Source organism: Bradyrhizobium viridifuturi (assembly GCF_001238275.1).
Lineage (GTDB): Bacteria > Pseudomonadota > Alphaproteobacteria > Rhizobiales > Xanthobacteraceae > Bradyrhizobium > Bradyrhizobium viridifuturi.
In genome coordinates this window covers 75,336-89,115 of sequence record NZ_LGTB01000003.1, presented here as the reverse complement: position 1 = coordinate 89,115, position 13,780 = coordinate 75,336, and the positions used below count along the sequence as shown (strand labels likewise).

At 64.8% G+C, this 13,780-nt stretch carries 12 protein-coding genes and 2 pseudogenes; 8 read left to right on the top strand and 6 right to left on the bottom strand.

Annotated elements, in window-relative coordinates:
• The first annotated feature begins 107 nt into the window (after positions 1-107).
• Positions 108-1,688 (top strand): fatty acid--CoA ligase, encoded by a 1,581-nt coding sequence (locus ALC15_RS04065; RefSeq protein WP_050626175.1) that lies wholly within the window; start codon positions 108-110, stop codon positions 1,686-1,688.
• A 159-nt stretch (positions 1,689-1,847) separates the two neighbouring features.
• Here ALC15_RS04065 and ALC15_RS04060 read toward each other — a convergent pair whose 3' ends face one another.
• Together ALC15_RS04060 and ALC15_RS04055 are read right to left on the bottom strand one after the other, a co-directional pair.
• Entirely contained in the window at positions 1,848-2,321 is a 474-nt protein-coding gene (locus tag ALC15_RS04060; RefSeq protein ID WP_050626174.1) for a GFA family protein, read from the bottom strand.
• A gap of 24 nt (positions 2,322-2,345) precedes the next feature.
• Positions 2,346-3,620, bottom strand: coding sequence for an acyl-CoA dehydrogenase family protein (locus tag ALC15_RS04055; protein WP_050626173.1), 1,275 nt, complete (start codon positions 3,618-3,620; stop codon positions 2,346-2,348).
• Positions 3,621-3,840: 220 nt separating this feature from the next.
• On the opposite strand from ALC15_RS04055, the gene ALC15_RS04050 reads away from it, so the two are divergent.
• The gene (locus tag ALC15_RS04050) at positions 3,841-4,620 is read left to right on the top strand and encodes an enoyl-CoA hydratase-related protein (protein ID WP_050420077.1); all 780 of its coding nucleotides are present in this window, start codon (positions 3,841-3,843) and stop codon (positions 4,618-4,620) included.
• A 146-nt stretch (positions 4,621-4,766) separates the two neighbouring features.
• Here the strand turns inward: ALC15_RS04050 and ALC15_RS04045 are convergent, their stop codons facing one another.
• The 3 genes and pseudogenes from ALC15_RS04045 to ALC15_RS04035 all read right to left on the bottom strand — a co-directional run bounded on the left by ALC15_RS04045 (position 4,767) and on the right by ALC15_RS04035 (position 6,972).
• A complete protein-coding gene (locus tag ALC15_RS04045) occupies positions 4,767-5,138 on the bottom strand; it encodes a DUF6285 domain-containing protein (protein WP_050626172.1) in 372 nt (123 codons plus the stop codon).
• A gap of 60 nt (positions 5,139-5,198) precedes the next feature.
• Positions 5,199-6,064 (bottom strand): annotated as a pseudogene (locus ALC15_RS04040) (phosphotransferase family protein).
• Positions 6,065-6,177: 113 nt separating this feature from the next.
• On the bottom strand, positions 6,178-6,972 hold the full coding sequence (locus ALC15_RS04035; protein ID WP_050626171.1) for an enoyl-CoA hydratase/isomerase: 795 nt from the start codon (positions 6,970-6,972) through the stop codon (positions 6,178-6,180).
• 177 nt (positions 6,973-7,149) lie between these two features.
• Here ALC15_RS04035 and ALC15_RS04030 point away from each other — a divergent pair, with 177 nt between their 5' ends.
• The 5 genes and pseudogenes from ALC15_RS04030 (at position 7,150) to ALC15_RS04010 (ending at position 11,197) form a co-directional block, all read left to right on the top strand.
• Positions 7,150-7,932, top strand: a complete 783-nt coding sequence (locus ALC15_RS04030; protein WP_050626170.1) for an SDR family NAD(P)-dependent oxidoreductase — start codon at positions 7,150-7,152, stop codon at positions 7,930-7,932.
• 382 nt (positions 7,933-8,314) lie between these two features.
• On the top strand, positions 8,315-8,692 hold the full coding sequence (locus tag ALC15_RS04025; RefSeq protein ID WP_050626169.1) for a VOC family protein: 378 nt from the start codon (positions 8,315-8,317) through the stop codon (positions 8,690-8,692).
• 176 nt (positions 8,693-8,868) lie between these two features.
• The gene (locus ALC15_RS04020; RefSeq protein WP_050420072.1) at positions 8,869-10,143 is read left to right on the top strand and encodes an acyl-CoA dehydrogenase family protein; all 1,275 of its coding nucleotides are present in this window, start codon (positions 8,869-8,871) and stop codon (positions 10,141-10,143) included.
• 150 nt (positions 10,144-10,293) lie between these two features.
• Positions 10,294-10,910 (top strand): annotated as a pseudogene (locus ALC15_RS04015) (flavin reductase family protein).
• Positions 10,911-10,921: 11 nt separating this feature from the next.
• The gene (locus ALC15_RS04010; RefSeq protein ID WP_050626168.1) at positions 10,922-11,197 is read left to right on the top strand and encodes a GNAT family N-acetyltransferase; all 276 of its coding nucleotides are present in this window, start codon (positions 10,922-10,924) and stop codon (positions 11,195-11,197) included.
• Positions 11,198-11,378: 181 nt separating this feature from the next.
• Here ALC15_RS04010 and yghU read toward each other — a convergent pair whose 3' ends face one another.
• Positions 11,379-12,260, bottom strand: coding sequence for a glutathione-dependent disulfide-bond oxidoreductase (yghU, locus tag ALC15_RS04005; RefSeq protein ID WP_244485919.1), 882 nt, complete (start codon positions 12,258-12,260; stop codon positions 11,379-11,381).
• 273 nt (positions 12,261-12,533) lie between these two features.
• On the opposite strand from yghU, the gene ALC15_RS04000 reads away from it, so the two are divergent.
• Complete coding sequence (locus tag ALC15_RS04000; RefSeq protein WP_050626166.1) at positions 12,534-13,667, top strand: nitronate monooxygenase; 1,134 nt, start codon at positions 12,534-12,536, stop codon at positions 13,665-13,667.
• Positions 13,668-13,780 lie beyond the last annotated feature (113 nt).

The following is a 13,780-nucleotide window of genomic DNA, read 5'->3' as shown; positions in this document are numbered from 1 at the left end:
TGCCCGGGACGACGGCGTGGACGCGTCCTGCACCATCCCCCGTATTGTTTTTCCCGCGCGATGCAGCCACACTCCGCGCAAACAAAACAAGACGTCACGGGGGAAACATGTCCGACGCGCCGAAACTGAGCAATCTTGCCGACATGGTGCGCGAGCGCGCCACGAGCCGCGGCGATGCGCTGGCCTATGAGTTCGAGGGCCGGCAAACCTCTTTCGCGGAATTCGACGTCAAGACCAACCGCGTCGCCAACGCGCTGATCGCGATGGGCGTCAGGAAGGGCGAGCGCATCGCCTATCTCGGCAAGAACAGCGATTTCTACTTCGAATTGCTGATGGGCGCGATGAAGGCCGGCGTGGTGATGGCGCCGGTGAACTGGCGTCTCGCCGGCCCCGAGGTCGCCTTCATCGTCGACGACTGCAAGGCGCCCGTGCTGTTCGTCGGCCCCGAATTCATCACCCAGGCGCGCAATATCAAGGACAAGCTGCCCAGCGTCCGCAGCATCATCACGACCGAGGGCGGCGCGCCGGAGTGGCCCGACTTCGTCGCCTGGCGCGACGCGCAGAGCGGCGACGACCCGCGCGTTGCGATCGAACCGAAGGACATCGCGATCCAGCTCTACACCTCCGGCACGACCGGCAAGCCGAAGGGCGCGATGCTGTCGCACGCCAACTTCCTCAACCTCGTGCAGAGTGGCAACGAGGCCGACAAGCCGGAATGGAACCGGTGGACCACCGACGACGTCTCGCTGGTCGCGATGCCGATCTTCCACATCGGCGGCTCCGGCTGGGGCGTGATGGGGCTCTATCACGGCGCCCGCGGCGTGATCGCGCGCGAGTTCGACCCGACCAAGGTGCTCGACTTCTTCGAGCAGTCCGGCATCACCAAGCTGTTCATGGTGCCGGCGGCGATGCAGTTCGTCGTGCGGCAGCCGCGCGCGCGGCAGGTCGACTTCTCCCGCCTGAAATACATGCTCTACGGCGCTTCGCCGATCCCGGCGGCGCTGCTGAAGGAATGCATCGAGGTCTTCAAATGCGGCTTCGTGCAGATGTACGGCATGACCGAGACCACCGGCACCATCGTCGCACTGCCGCCGGAAGATCACGTCGAAGGGCTCGAGCGGATGCGTTCAGCCGGCAAGGCGCTGGCCGGCGTCGAGCTCGCGATTCTCGACGAGAACGGCAAGCCGCTGCCGCCGCGCGAAGTCGGTGAGATCGCCACCCGCTCCGGCTCCAACATGACCGGCTACTGGAATCTGCCCGAAGCCACCGCAAAGACGATCGACGGCGACGGCTGGCTGCGCACCGGCGATGCCGGCTACATGGACGAGAATGGCTATCTCTACATCCACGACCGCATCAAGGACATGATCATCTCCGGCGGCGAGAACATCTATCCGGCCGAGGTCGAGAGCGCGCTGTGCGATCACCCTGATGTGGCGGAAGCCGCCGTGATCGGCATTCCCGACGACAAATGGGGCGAGGCCGTGAAGGCCGTGGTGGTGATGAAGCCGGGCAAGAACGCGACCGCGACCGACATCATCAACTTCACCCGCGAGCGCATCGCCGGCTACAAGACGCCGAAATCGGTCGACTTCATCCCGGCGCTGCCGCGCAACCCGTCGGGCAAGATCCTGCGGCGCAGCCTGCGCGAGCCGTATTGGGCGGGCAAGGACCGGCAGGTGAATTAGCTCCCTCCGTCGTCCCGGCCAAGCAAAGCGCGAGCCGGGACCATAACCACCGTCGTTCGAGGTGGCAACACGCTGGGGCCGCAGCCTACCGCATCAACGACCTCTTGTGGTTATGGGTCCCTGCTTTCGCAGGGACGATCACAGAGAGAGTGGCCTGCATCAAGCCTTCTTCATCCTCTCCCGCAACACCCGCCAGCGCTCTTGCGCCTCCTGCGGCCAGACTTCCCTTCGATCGTAATATTCGGCGAACACCTTTGCGCCCGGCGGGAACGTCACCCAGGGCTGCTTCGACGAGGTGAAGATGTGGACATCGGGCGGGCATTGGCTCGGATCATCCTGCGTGCCGACGCGGACGAAGCGCACGGCAGGTCCCGAGCCCGGATAATTGCTCCACACCGCGACCTTGCAGACCGGGCAGCGGGCGATCTTCTGCCCCTTGCCGCTCGCCGACGGCGTGTCGACGATCTCCGGCTCGGCTGCGATGTGCGCGACCCGCTCGGCCTCGTACATCGCGTTGAGCGCGTGCACGGTGCCGGTCTCGCGCTGGCACCAGGTGCAGTGGCAGGCGTGCACGATCATCGGCCTGCCGTCGAGGCGGTAGCGGACGTTTCTGCAGGTGCATCCGCCTTCCATGCTCGGCCTCCTCGTGCCGAAGTGCTAGTGCTTGCCGGCTCCCATGTAGCCGAACAGGAAGCCCGCCACCTTGCGCTTCTGGATCTCCTCGCTGCCCTCGGTGATGCGATAGCGGCGGTGATGGCGATAGATGTGCTCGAACGGCTTGTGGCGCGAATAGCCCATGCCGCCGTGCACCTGCATCGCGCGGTCGGCGGCTTCGCAGCACAGCCGGTTTGCCCAGAAATTGCACATCGAGACCCGGTCCGACAGCGTGTGCTCGACCTGGGCCTGGGTCAGTTGATCCATCTCCCAGGCGGTCTTGCGGATCAACAGCCGCAGCATCTCGGCCTGGGTCGCGAGTTCGACCAGCGGCCACTGGATCGCCTGGTTCTCGGCCAGGGCCTTGCCGAACGGCTTGCGCTCGCGCGCATACTTCACGCTCTCGTTGATGCAGTAGACGGCGGCGCCGAGCGAGCTGGCCGCCTGGCGGATGCGGTTCTCGTGCACGAAGCATTGCGCCAGCGACAGGCCGCGGCCGACCTCGCCGAACTGCGCGTCTTCGGGCACGAACACGTCAGTGAAGCTGACCCGCGGATGATCGGTCGGCATGTTGAAGGTCCACATGTACTCCTCGACCTTCACGCCCGGCGATTTCGCCGGCACCAGGAAGCAGCTGATGCCACGCGCGTCGCCGTCATTGCCCGAGGTGCGGGCAAACAGCGCGCAGTGCGTCGCGACGTGCATGCCTGTCGTCCACATCTTCTCGCCGTTGATGATCCAGCCCTTGACGTTGTCGCGGGTCGCCTGCACCGCTTTGGTCTCCATATGCGTGGCGTCGGAGCCGTGCTCCGGCTCGGTCAGGCCGAACGTGATGCGGTACTTGCCGGTGATCGAGCCGTCGATCATCGCCTTCTGCTCGTCGGTTCCGTAGCGGTCGAGCATCGTCACGATCGGCAGATTGCCGACAATCGAATGCTCGTTCTGCAGATCGTTGTGCAGGCCGAGCCCCTTCGAGGCGAAATGCTCGCGGATCACGGCCATCCAGAGATTGGAGCCGTCCTTGCCGCCATAGCGCTTCGGGATCGCAAAGCGCAGATGGCCGGCAGCATCAGCCAGGTTCTTGGCCTTGCGCAGCAGGAGCTCCCATTCATGGCGCGGCAGGCCGCCCTTGTCGAAATCGGTGCGCGCCCATTCGCGGCGATGATCGAAGAAGCGGATGTTGTCGTCAGCCGCTTCCAGCGGCTTGATCTCGCGTTCGATGAATTGGTCGAGCTCGGCGAGATAGGCTGTCAGGTCAGCCGGCAGGTTGAAATCCAAGGCGGTCTCTCCCGATGATCTTGTTGATTCTGGATTTGCGTCTAGACGCTATCGCGCATCCGCATTCGGACCGATTAAGGTGAGAAGCACGCGGCCAAGTCAAGCAGGCCGGTGAGGCTTGCACGCGCGGTCGCGTTGCGTAATTGGATGGCACGGAACGGCGCGCAGGCGCTAGGATATCGACAATATTCTTCGCCGCAGAAAATCGACGGGAGCAAACATGGATCTGAAATTCTCCAAGGTGACGCGCAAGGGTCCCATCACCATCGTGACGCTGTCGCGGCCCGAGGTCTACAACGCGCTGCACATCGACGCGCATTTCGAGCTCAACAAGGTGTTCGACGACTTCTCCGCCGATCCCGAGCAGTGGGTCGCGATCGTCACCGGCGCCGGCGACAAGGCGTTCTGCGCCGGCAACGACCTGAAATGGCAGGCCGCCGGCGGCAAGCGCGGCTGGGACAAGGGCGGCTTTGCCGGCCTCACCACCCGCTTCGACTGCGACAAGCCGATCATCGCCGCCGTCAACGGCGTCGCGATGGGCGGCGGGTTCGAGGTCGCGCTGGCCTGCGACCTGATCATCGCCGCGGAGAATGCGACCTTTGCCTTGCCCGAGCCGCGCGTCGGCCTCGCCGCGCTCGCCGGCGGCCTGCAGCGGCTGCCGCGCCAGATCGGGCTGAAGCGCGCCATGGGCATGATCCTGACCGCGCGCCACGTCAGCGCCAAGGAAGGCCTCGAGCTCGGCTTCGTCAACGAGGTGGTGCCGCAGGGCGAGGCGCTGGCTGCCGCCGAGCGCTGGGCCGAGACCATCACCAAGAACTCGCCGATGTCGATCCGCGCCTCCAAGCAGGCGATCCAGAAGGGCCTCGAAGTCTCGCTCGAGCAGGCGATGACCGAGCAGCGCGAATATCCCGCGGTGAAGGCGATGGCTGCCTCGCAGGATTACATCGAGGGCCCGAAGGCGTTTTCAGAGAAGCGCCCGCCGAAGTGGCTGGGGCGGTAGCTGCTCTCTCCACTCCTCGTCCCGGCCGAGTGCGCAATTGCACACTCGGCCGGGACGGCGTTGGATGCATTGCGGCCAATTGAGCGCAGCGATACCCATCAGCGTCATCCGTGCGTCGTGATGGGTATGCTTGCGCTATGCCTATCCTACTTTCCCGACTCCCTCTTGTAGGACGCGTAGTTCGGCTGATCGACAGCGAGCTTGTCCATCGTGGTCTGCCAGAGATGCTCCGGCAGGCCCGGAGTGTTCAGATCGACCTCGCCGCTTGCGATCTTCTCCGACAGCGCGCGGTTCAGCTCCATCAGCGAGCCGTCGGCGCCGAGCAGCGCCTTCAGCCGCGCGGCCTCCGTGGCATCGCCTGCTTCCGCGAGCGCGAGCTGCCGGGTCACCAGGTCGAGCGCGTTGATGCCGACGCGCAGCTTGAAGCCGTTGTGACCCTTGATCACAGGCGCGATCTCGTTGCGCAGGAAATCGGCGACGGCCTTGATCAGTTCGGTGGGTGTCGGTTCGTCCTGCATGTCATTTGCTCTCTTTTTTGCGCATGATCGATTCCGAAAACCGGATGCCGCTTTTCGGGATCATGCGCGCGGAGCCAGCAACCGCAACAGATCGATCTCGGTCTCCGATGCGCGGCGGCCGATCATCGCCCGCTCCATCGAATGATCGGGGCCGGCGCGGAAGCGCTGCATCATGCCGCAGCACATCACGCCCCAGCGCAGCGTGCCCATCACTTCCCAGAACATCACGCGGTCGGGGTCGGCCTTGCGGCCGGCTTCCTCATAACCCGCGAACAGATCTTCGCGGGTACCGAAACCGCCGACCGGCTTGTCGATCTCGCCGAAGCGCCAGGAGTTGACGCAGATCCAGCCGAGGTCCTCCATGGGATCGCCGAAATGCGCGAGCTCCCAGTCGAGCACCGCGCGCACACCGTCGGGACCGATGATCAGGTTGCCGTGGCGGAAATCGCCATGCACCAGCGTCACCTCGGACGACGGCCCGGGATCGTGATCGCGCAGCCAGCGCAGCGCCAGCTCGAACACCGGCCGCGGCCAGTTGAAGCTGTGATACTCGCGGGAGAGATCCTCGATCTCCTTGGTCGCCGTCAGGCTGCGCAGCTCGGCAGCTTGGCCTGCGGCAGGCCATGGATGCCGGCGATGACGCGGCCGAGCTGGCGGGCCAGCATCGGACGCGCGGTCGCATATTCCTCGTCGCGCAAAATTTTCCGCGCGATGGTCTCGCCTTCGACCCGCGCCATGATGAAGCCGCGGCCAAGGCCGTCTTCCGGCACCAGCACACGCATCACCTTCGGCGACGGTAGACCCGCGTCATGCGCGAGCTGCATCAGCGTGGCCTCGGCATCGAGGCCGGCGGCGCGGCCGGGCGCGGCACCGTAGCCGGGCGGCGCGCGGCGCAGGATCGCGCCGACATTGCCGTCCGGATGCATGATGTCGAACGTCCAGGTCTCCTGGCTGGCGCCGCCGGAGAGCTTTGCCGCACCGGTGACGCCGGTCGCGCCCGGATGAAACGCGGCGACGCAGCGCCTGAGTTCGGTCTCGATCATTTGCCCTTGAACTTCGCCGGCCGCTTCTCGAGGAATGCGGTGACGCCTTCCTTGAAATCCTCGGCGCGGCCCGCGATCCGCTGCGACTCGCATTCCAGGTTGAGCTGATCTTCGAGGGTGTTTTCCGGGCTGTCCCAATAGAGCTTGCGGATCAGCGACAGCGCGATCGTCGGTCCGTTGGCGAGGTCGTGCGCAAGCTTCATGGTTTCCTCCATCAGCGCGGCGTCGTCATAGACGCGGTTGACGAGGCCCCATTCCAGCGCCTTCTCGGCCGGCAGCCGCTCGCCGAGCAGCGACAGCTCGACCGAGCGCGCCTTGCCGATCAGCCGCGGCAACAGCCAGGTCGAACCGCAATCCGGCACCAGGCCGATGCGGCGGAACGCCTGCAGGAAATAGGACGAACGCGCGCACAGGATCAGGTCGCCCATCAATGCAAAACTCATCCCGGCGCCGGCGGCCGGACCGTTCACCGCCGTGACGATCGGACAGTGCAGCTTACGCAATCGGCGCAGGAACGGATGGAACGCGGTCTCCAGCGCCGCGCCGGCGTTGCTCCTGCCGGGCTTAGCCTGCTGGTTGCGGCCCTGCAGATTGGCGCCGGTGCAGAAGGCGCGGCCCGCGCCCGTGATCACCAGGCAGCGCACCTCGTCGAGCTTGTCGTCGATCGCATCGAGCGCCTCGGCAAGGCCGCCGAGCATGTCGATCGAGACCGCGTTCATGACTTCCTGATGGTCGAGTTTAAGGATCGCGACCGATCCGTCGAAGTCGAGCGTGACGTGCTTGAACTGCATGGTTTCCCCTTTACGTTGTCTTGCTTACGTTGTCTTGGCGGTTGGTACCGCGGTAGGCCGATGGGTCGACCTGTATTTGGACCCATATTTGATTTTTGTGCCGGGCTTGTCCATGGTCGACGGCAAGCCCATCCGTGAACGCGTGATTAGCGCGCACCAAACCAAATGGAAACCCCAATGAGTGGCATCTTCGATCTCACCGGCCGCGTCGCTGTCATCACCGGCGGCAATGGCGGCATCGGCCTCGGCATCGCGCAGGCGCTCAACGCTGCCGGCTGCAACGTCGCGATCTGGGGCCGCAACGCGGAAAAAAACGCCAACGCCGCCGCCTCGATGAAGGCCGGCCCCGGCAAGGTCGCCACCCAATTCTGCGACGTCAGCGATCCCGGCTCGGTCAAGACCGCGATGAAGGCGACGCTCGACACCTTCGGCCGCGTCGACGGCTGCTTCGCCAATGCCGGCATCGGCGGCGGCGGACGCCGCTCCTTCATCGACCGCACCGAGGAGGAATGGCGACGGATGTTCGCGACCAATCTCGACGGTGTGTTCCACGTATTCCAGGCTGCGGCACGCCACATGACCGAGCGCTCCGAAGCCGGTGACAAGTTCGGCCGGCTGGTCGCGACCTCAAGCCTCGCCTCGCTGTTCGGCACCGCGCGCAACGAGCACTATGCCGGCACCAAGGCCGCGCTGAACGCGCTGTGCCGCGCGCTCGCCGTCGAGCTCGCCCGCCACGGCGTCACCGCGAACGCGATCCTGCCCGGCTGGATCAAGAGCGACATGACCGCCGGCATCATGGCCAACGACAAGTTCGTCGCCAACGTGATGCCGCGCATCCCGGTGCGCCGCTTCGGCGAACCGAGCGATTTCGGCGGCATCGCCGTGTATCTGATGAGCAAGGCGTCGTCCTATCATACGGCGGACTGCTTTGTGATCGACGGCGGCTACACCGCGTTCTGATTGTCGCGGCTGCATCTTCAACTGTCGTCCCGGCGAAGGCCGGGACGACACCGAGCTTGCTGCGCGAGATTGAGTCATACATCCGCATTCTCGCGACGCTGCGCCCGAGTCTTGCGTTGACCTGCTCCTCTGATTGAAAAGAAGGCGCAGGTCAGTCCTCTTGTCATTCCGGGGCAGCCCGAAGGGCTGAGCCCGGAATCCATTGGGCCGCAACACCAGCGTTGGAATGGATTCCGGGCTCTCGCTTCGCGAGCCCCGGAATGACGAAGGGAGAGTAGCCGCGCGACGCAGCGTCGCTTCCGTCGCGCCGAAACTGCTGCTAAGCGTCGGGCTGTAAGGACGCGCACGGCGGCTTTCATAACCAAGAGGGAGGATATTTCAGATGTTTTCACACGTGATGGTTGGCACCAACGATCTGGACAAGGCCAAGGCATTCTATGATGCGCTGCTTGGCACGCTCGACGTCCGGCCGGCCCGGGTCGACGGTCACCGCATCATGTACCTCACCAAGGCCGGCATCTTCATGGTTTCCAAGCCGATCAACGGCGAGCCGGCGACGCACGCCAATGGCGGCACGATCGGCTTTGCCTGCTCTTCGCCGGAGCAGGTCGAGGCCTGGCACGCGGCAGGCGTCGCCAATGGCGGCAAGCCCTGCGAGGACCCACCGGGCGTGCGCGAAGGCAACGGCATCAAGCTCTATCTTGCCTATCTGCGCGATCTCGACGGCAACAAGATCTGCGCGATGCACCGGTTGCCCTGACGATCCGGCCAAGCAATCCACGAAGCGTCGCGCGCGGCGGCGTTCAAACAACGTTTGAAACGCCGTCGCGATATTCCGCGATGCGGTAGCAACGTAGCAAAAATCGGTGCTCGCGCTTCGCGCCGCACGCGTCTATTGTCCGCCGCGAAACGCGCCTTCGCGAGGGAGAAAAGACAATGAAACATGCCTATGTGCCGCGCACCACGAACTACACGCTCAATCCGGGCGACGAGCTCAACGACCTCAGGATGTCGGACAAGGTCCGCCCGCTCTACGACCATGTGAAGCAGTTCATCCGCGACACCGTCGACCCGATGTCGGTCGAGTTCTATCGCGCCGGCGAGAAGAAGACCAACCGCTGGAGCTTCACCGACGAGCAGCTCGCGATCCTGCAGAAGGCCAAGGACAAGGCCAAGGAAGTCGGTCTCTGGAACTTCTTCCTGCCCGACGCCGAAACCGGCGACGGCCTCAACAACCTCGACTACGCCTATATCGCCGCCGAGCTCGGCAAGAGCCCGCTGGCCTCGGAGACCATGAACTGCTCGGCGCCCGACACCGGCAACATGGAAGTGCTGGAACGCGTCGGCACCAAGGCGCAGAAGGAGAAGTGGCTGAAGCCGCTGCTCAACGGCGAGATCCGTTCGGCCTATGCGATGACCGAGCCGAACGTCGCCTCCTCCGACGCAAAGAACATCTCGACCACTGCCAAGCTGGTCGGCGACGAATGGGTGATCAACGGCGAGAAGTACTACATCTCCGGCGCCGGCGATCCGCGCTGCAAGATCATGATCGTGATGGTGAAGACCAATCCGGACGCGGCGCCGAGCAAGCAGCAGTCGCAGATCCTGGTGCCGATCGACACCCCCGGCGTCGAGATCCTCGGGCCCATGCACGTGTTCGGCCATGACCATGCGCCGCGCGGCCACATGCATCTGCGCTTCAACAATTGCAAGGTGCCGAAGGAGAACATGCTGCTCGGCGAAGGCCGCGGCTTCGAGATCTCGCAGGTCCGCCTCGGACCGGGCCGCATCCATCACTGCATGCGCACCATCGGCAAGGCCGAGAAGGCGCTCGACATGATGGTGCAGCGTGGCCTGACCCGCGAGGCGTTCGGCAAGAAGATCGCCCATCTCGGCGGCAACATGCAGATCATCGCCCAGGCGCGCTGCGAGATCGAGGCGATGCGGCTGATGGTGCTGAAGGCGGCCAAGGCGATGGACGTGCTCGGCAACAAGGAAGCCCGCGTCTGGGTCTCGATGGTCAAGGCCATGGTGCCCGAGCGCGCCTGCAAGGTGATCGACCAGGCGATCCAGATGCACGGCGCCACCGGCATCTCGCAGTGGTCGCCGCTCGGCGAGATGTACCAGGACGTCCGCCACCTCCGCTTCGCCGACGGTCCGGACGAGGTGCACTGGATGGTGGTCGGCCGGCATGAACTGAGCATGCCGTAGGCATCGCTCCTCCCTCTCCCGCTCATCACGCAGAGGGGCGAACAGCAGAACCGCAAGGCGGGTTAGCGCAAGCTAGCCCGCCTTTTGCTTTGCGGCCGGGCGACGGCGGGTTACGCTCCGCCAACCCGCCCCGCGATTTCGGATCATCCCATGGAATATACACCAAGCGACCTCACACAGCGCGAACGCTACAAGGTGCTGACCTCGTTCGTGTTGCCGCGGCCGATCGCCTGGGTGACCAGCATCGGGCCCGAGGGCGTGGTCAATGCCGCGCCGTTCTCGTTCTTCAACGCGTTCTGCGAGGACCCGCCGCTCTGCATGTTCGCGGTGAACCGAAGGCCAGACGGCCGCGAAAAAGACACGCTGGCCAACATCCAGCGTACGGGCGAGTTCGTGGTCCACCTGACCGACGAGCCGCTGGCGCGCGCCATGCACGAGAGTTCGGGCGACTTCCCGCCCGAGATAGGCGAGCCTGACTATCTCGCTTAAAACTCGCGCCATCCCGCAAGATCGCAGTGCCCAGGCTCGCGGACGCGCCGTTCGCGATGGAGTGCAAGACCTGGAAGCTGATCGACGTCAACGGCGACCGCCAGCTCATCATGGGCGAAGGCATTCACTTCCACATCCGCGACGAATTGTGGGACCGCGAGGCGATGCGTGTCCACATGGATCGCTACCACCCGATCGGCCGCATGTTCGCCGACCGCTACTGCCGCACCGACGACCGCGTGGTGTTTCCCGCGGCAGAGGGCGCAAAGACGAAATAGGAGAGCTCACGATGACTGAAGCATTCCGCGACAACGCGGCACAGAGCCGGTTCGAGCTCACCGTCGACGGCCACACCGCCTTCGTGGTCTACCGCAAGACGCCGGATACGATCACGCTGGTTCACACCGAAGTGCCGCCGGAGCTCGGCGGCCGCGGCATCGGCTCCAAGCTCGCCCGCGCCACGCTCGACGCGGTGCGCGCACAGAAGATCAAGCTCGTCGTGAAATGCGAGTTCATCCAGGGCTTCATGAAGAAGAACCCGGAGTATGACGATCTGCTGGCATGATGCTGGCGAGGAGCGCGGAACGCGTTCCTCATGACGGATCTATCATCGGCATTGCGAGCGAAGCGAAGCAATCCATCGCGCCGCATAGGCGGAAGCATGGATTGCTTGGTCGCTTCGCTTCTCGCAATGACGACGGTTCAGAAACCTCTCGGGATGACGCGGGTCAAATTGATCGCGCAGACTACGACGCCGCCGGCTCGCCGATCTTGTCCTGCGTCCTGGTCTCGAAATCGCTGGCATCATGGCGCTCGTGGAGCTGGCTCGACGGCTCGCCCCAGGTGCGGTTGACCATACGGCCGCGCTTCACGGCGGGCCGGGCCGCGATCGCGTCGGTCCAGCGCTGCACGTTCTTGTAGTCCTGCACCGAGAGGAATTCGCCGCCGCCGTAGAGCAGGCCCTTGGCCAGGCTGCCGTACCAGGGCCACACCGCCATGTCGGCGATAGTGTAGACGTCGCCCGCGAGATATTCGTTGTCGGCAAGCCGGCGGTCGAGCACGTCGAGCTGGCGCTTCACCTCCATCGCAAAGCGGTCGATGGCGTATTCGATCTTGGTCGGCGCATAGGCGTAGAAATGCCCGAAGCCGCCGCCGAGATAGGGCGCCGAGCCCATCTGCCAGAACAGCCACGAGAAGGTTTCGGCGCGGGTCTTGACGTCGGTCGGCAGGAACGCGCCGAATTTTTCCGCCAGGTAGACCAGGATCGAGCCCGACTCGAACACCCTGATCGGCTCAGGCCCGCTACGGTCCATCAGCGCCGGGATCTTGGAGTTCGGGTTGACCGCGACGAAGCCGCTGCCGAACTGGTTGCCGTCGATTTTGATCAGCCAGGCGTCGTATTCGGCGCCCTTGTGACCCGCGGCGAGCAGCTCTTCCAGCATCACGGTGACCTTGACGCCGTTCGGCGTCGCCAATGAATAGAGCTGCAGTGGATGACGGCCGACCGGTAATTCCTTGTCATGGGTGGGACCCGCGATCGGCCGGTTGATGCCGGCGAAGCGCCCGCCGCTCTCCTTGTTCCAGGTCCAGACTTTCGGCGGCTCGTAGGCAGAGGTGTCGTCAGTCACGTCGTTGGCTCCCGGTTTACGTTTTTCCATGGCACGGCGACCGCCGTGCCCATCCGCATATCCGCACTAGATGGTGGGCAAACTTCGCTTTGCCCACCCCGGCAGATCGCATTTTCTATCCAGCGGAATGCGCTGCGAGCGATGCAGCCAAGCGGCGCCTGCACGCAAGTCGCCGCGGCCGAAACCCGCTTGGCTTCGCTGACCGTGATGCGCTAGCGTTGCAGGGCTGATGCCAACAAGCACAAGAAGCGGCCGCCGGGAGAAAACCAACCCATGAAATCACCGATCTGCGACATGCTGGGGATCGAATTTCCCCTGCTCGCTTTCAGCCATTGCCGCGACGTGGTGGCGGCAGTCAGCCGCGCCGGCGGCTTCGGCGTGCTCGGCGCGACCGCGCATTCGCCGGAGACGCTGGAGCAGGAGCTGAAATGGATCGACGCGCATGTTGATGGCAAGCCCTACGGCATCGACGTGCTCATCCCGGAAAACATCTCGACTGCCGGCGAGAAGAACGTCACCTGGAAGAGCCTCGAGGCGCGCGTTTCGCAGGAGCATCGCGACTTCACCCGCAATCTCTTGAAGAAATACGACATCGAGCTGACCGGCCGGAATGTCGCCGACAACCAGCCCCAGCCGTTCGATGCCGAGACCGCGCTGCAATTGCTCGAGGTCTCGTTTCGCCACCCGATCCGCCTGATCGCAAACGCGCTCGGCGTGCCGCCGAAGGCGATGATCGAGATGGGCCGTCAGCACGGCGTGCCGGTGGCAGCGCTGGTCGGCTCCAAGGAGCACGCACTGCGCCAGGTCGCGGCCGGCGTCGACATCCTGGTCGCGCAGGGCACCGAGGCCGGCGGCCATTGCGGCGAGGTCTCGACCATGGTGCTGGTGCCGGAGGTGATCAAGGCGGTCAGAAAGATCCGCGACGTGCCGGTGCTCGCCGCCGGCGGCATCATGACCGGCAGCCAGATGGCGGCGTGCATGGCGATGGGCGCGGCCGGTGCCTGGACCGGCTCGGTGTGGCTTGCGACGGTGGAGTCGGAGACCTCGGAGATCTTTCGCGAGAAGATGATCGCGGCCTCCTCGCGCGACGCGATCCGCTCCAAGGGCCGGACCGGCAAGCCGGCGCGGCAACTCCGTTCGGTCTGGACCGATGCCTGGGACCGCTCGCCGGACAGCCCCGGCGCGCTGCCGATGCCGCTGCAGAGCATCATCAGCCGCGACGCCTTCAACGCCATCGACCGCGCCGCTGCGGCCGGCAACGAGAAGGCGCGCGACCTCGTCAGCTATTTCGTCGGCCAGGGCGTCGGCCTGGTCGACAGCGTGAAGTCCGCCGGCGCCGTGGTGCAGGAGTTCAAGGAAGATTTCGTCGAGGCCGTCGAGCACATGAACGCGCTGGTGGCGGAGTGACGTGCTCTTCCGTCATTGCGAGGAGCGAAGCGACGAAGCAATCCATCCATCGCCGGGTCGAGATATGGATTGCTTCGCTTCGCTCGCAATGACGCCCAGAACAACCATCGAGT

Excerpts from the sequence above, each read along its gene's own strand:
- ALC15_RS04065 (WP_050626175.1), top strand. The coding sequence starts at position 108 with ATGTCCGACGCGCCGAAACTGAGCAATCTTGCCGACATGGTGCGCGAG.
- ALC15_RS04060 (WP_050626174.1), bottom strand. The coding sequence starts at position 2,321 with ATGGAAGGCGGATGCACCTGCAGAAACGTCCGCTACCGCCTCGACGGC.
- ALC15_RS04050 (WP_050420077.1), top strand. The coding sequence starts at position 3,841 with ATGGATCTGAAATTCTCCAAGGTGACGCGCAAGGGTCCCATCACCATC.
- ALC15_RS04045 (WP_050626172.1), bottom strand. The coding sequence starts at position 5,138 with ATGCAGGACGAACCGACACCCACCGAACTGATCAAGGCCGTCGCCGAT.
- ALC15_RS04035 (WP_050626171.1), bottom strand. The coding sequence starts at position 6,972 with ATGCAGTTCAAGCACGTCACGCTCGACTTCGACGGATCGGTCGCGATC.
- ALC15_RS04030 (WP_050626170.1), top strand. The coding sequence starts at position 7,150 with ATGAGTGGCATCTTCGATCTCACCGGCCGCGTCGCTGTCATCACCGGC.
- ALC15_RS04025 (WP_050626169.1), top strand. The coding sequence starts at position 8,315 with ATGTTTTCACACGTGATGGTTGGCACCAACGATCTGGACAAGGCCAAG.
- ALC15_RS04020 (WP_050420072.1), top strand. The coding sequence starts at position 8,869 with ATGAAACATGCCTATGTGCCGCGCACCACGAACTACACGCTCAATCCG.
- ALC15_RS04010 (WP_050626168.1), top strand. The coding sequence starts at position 10,922 with ATGACTGAAGCATTCCGCGACAACGCGGCACAGAGCCGGTTCGAGCTC.
- ALC15_RS04000 (WP_050626166.1), top strand. The coding sequence starts at position 12,534 with ATGAAATCACCGATCTGCGACATGCTGGGGATCGAATTTCCCCTGCTC.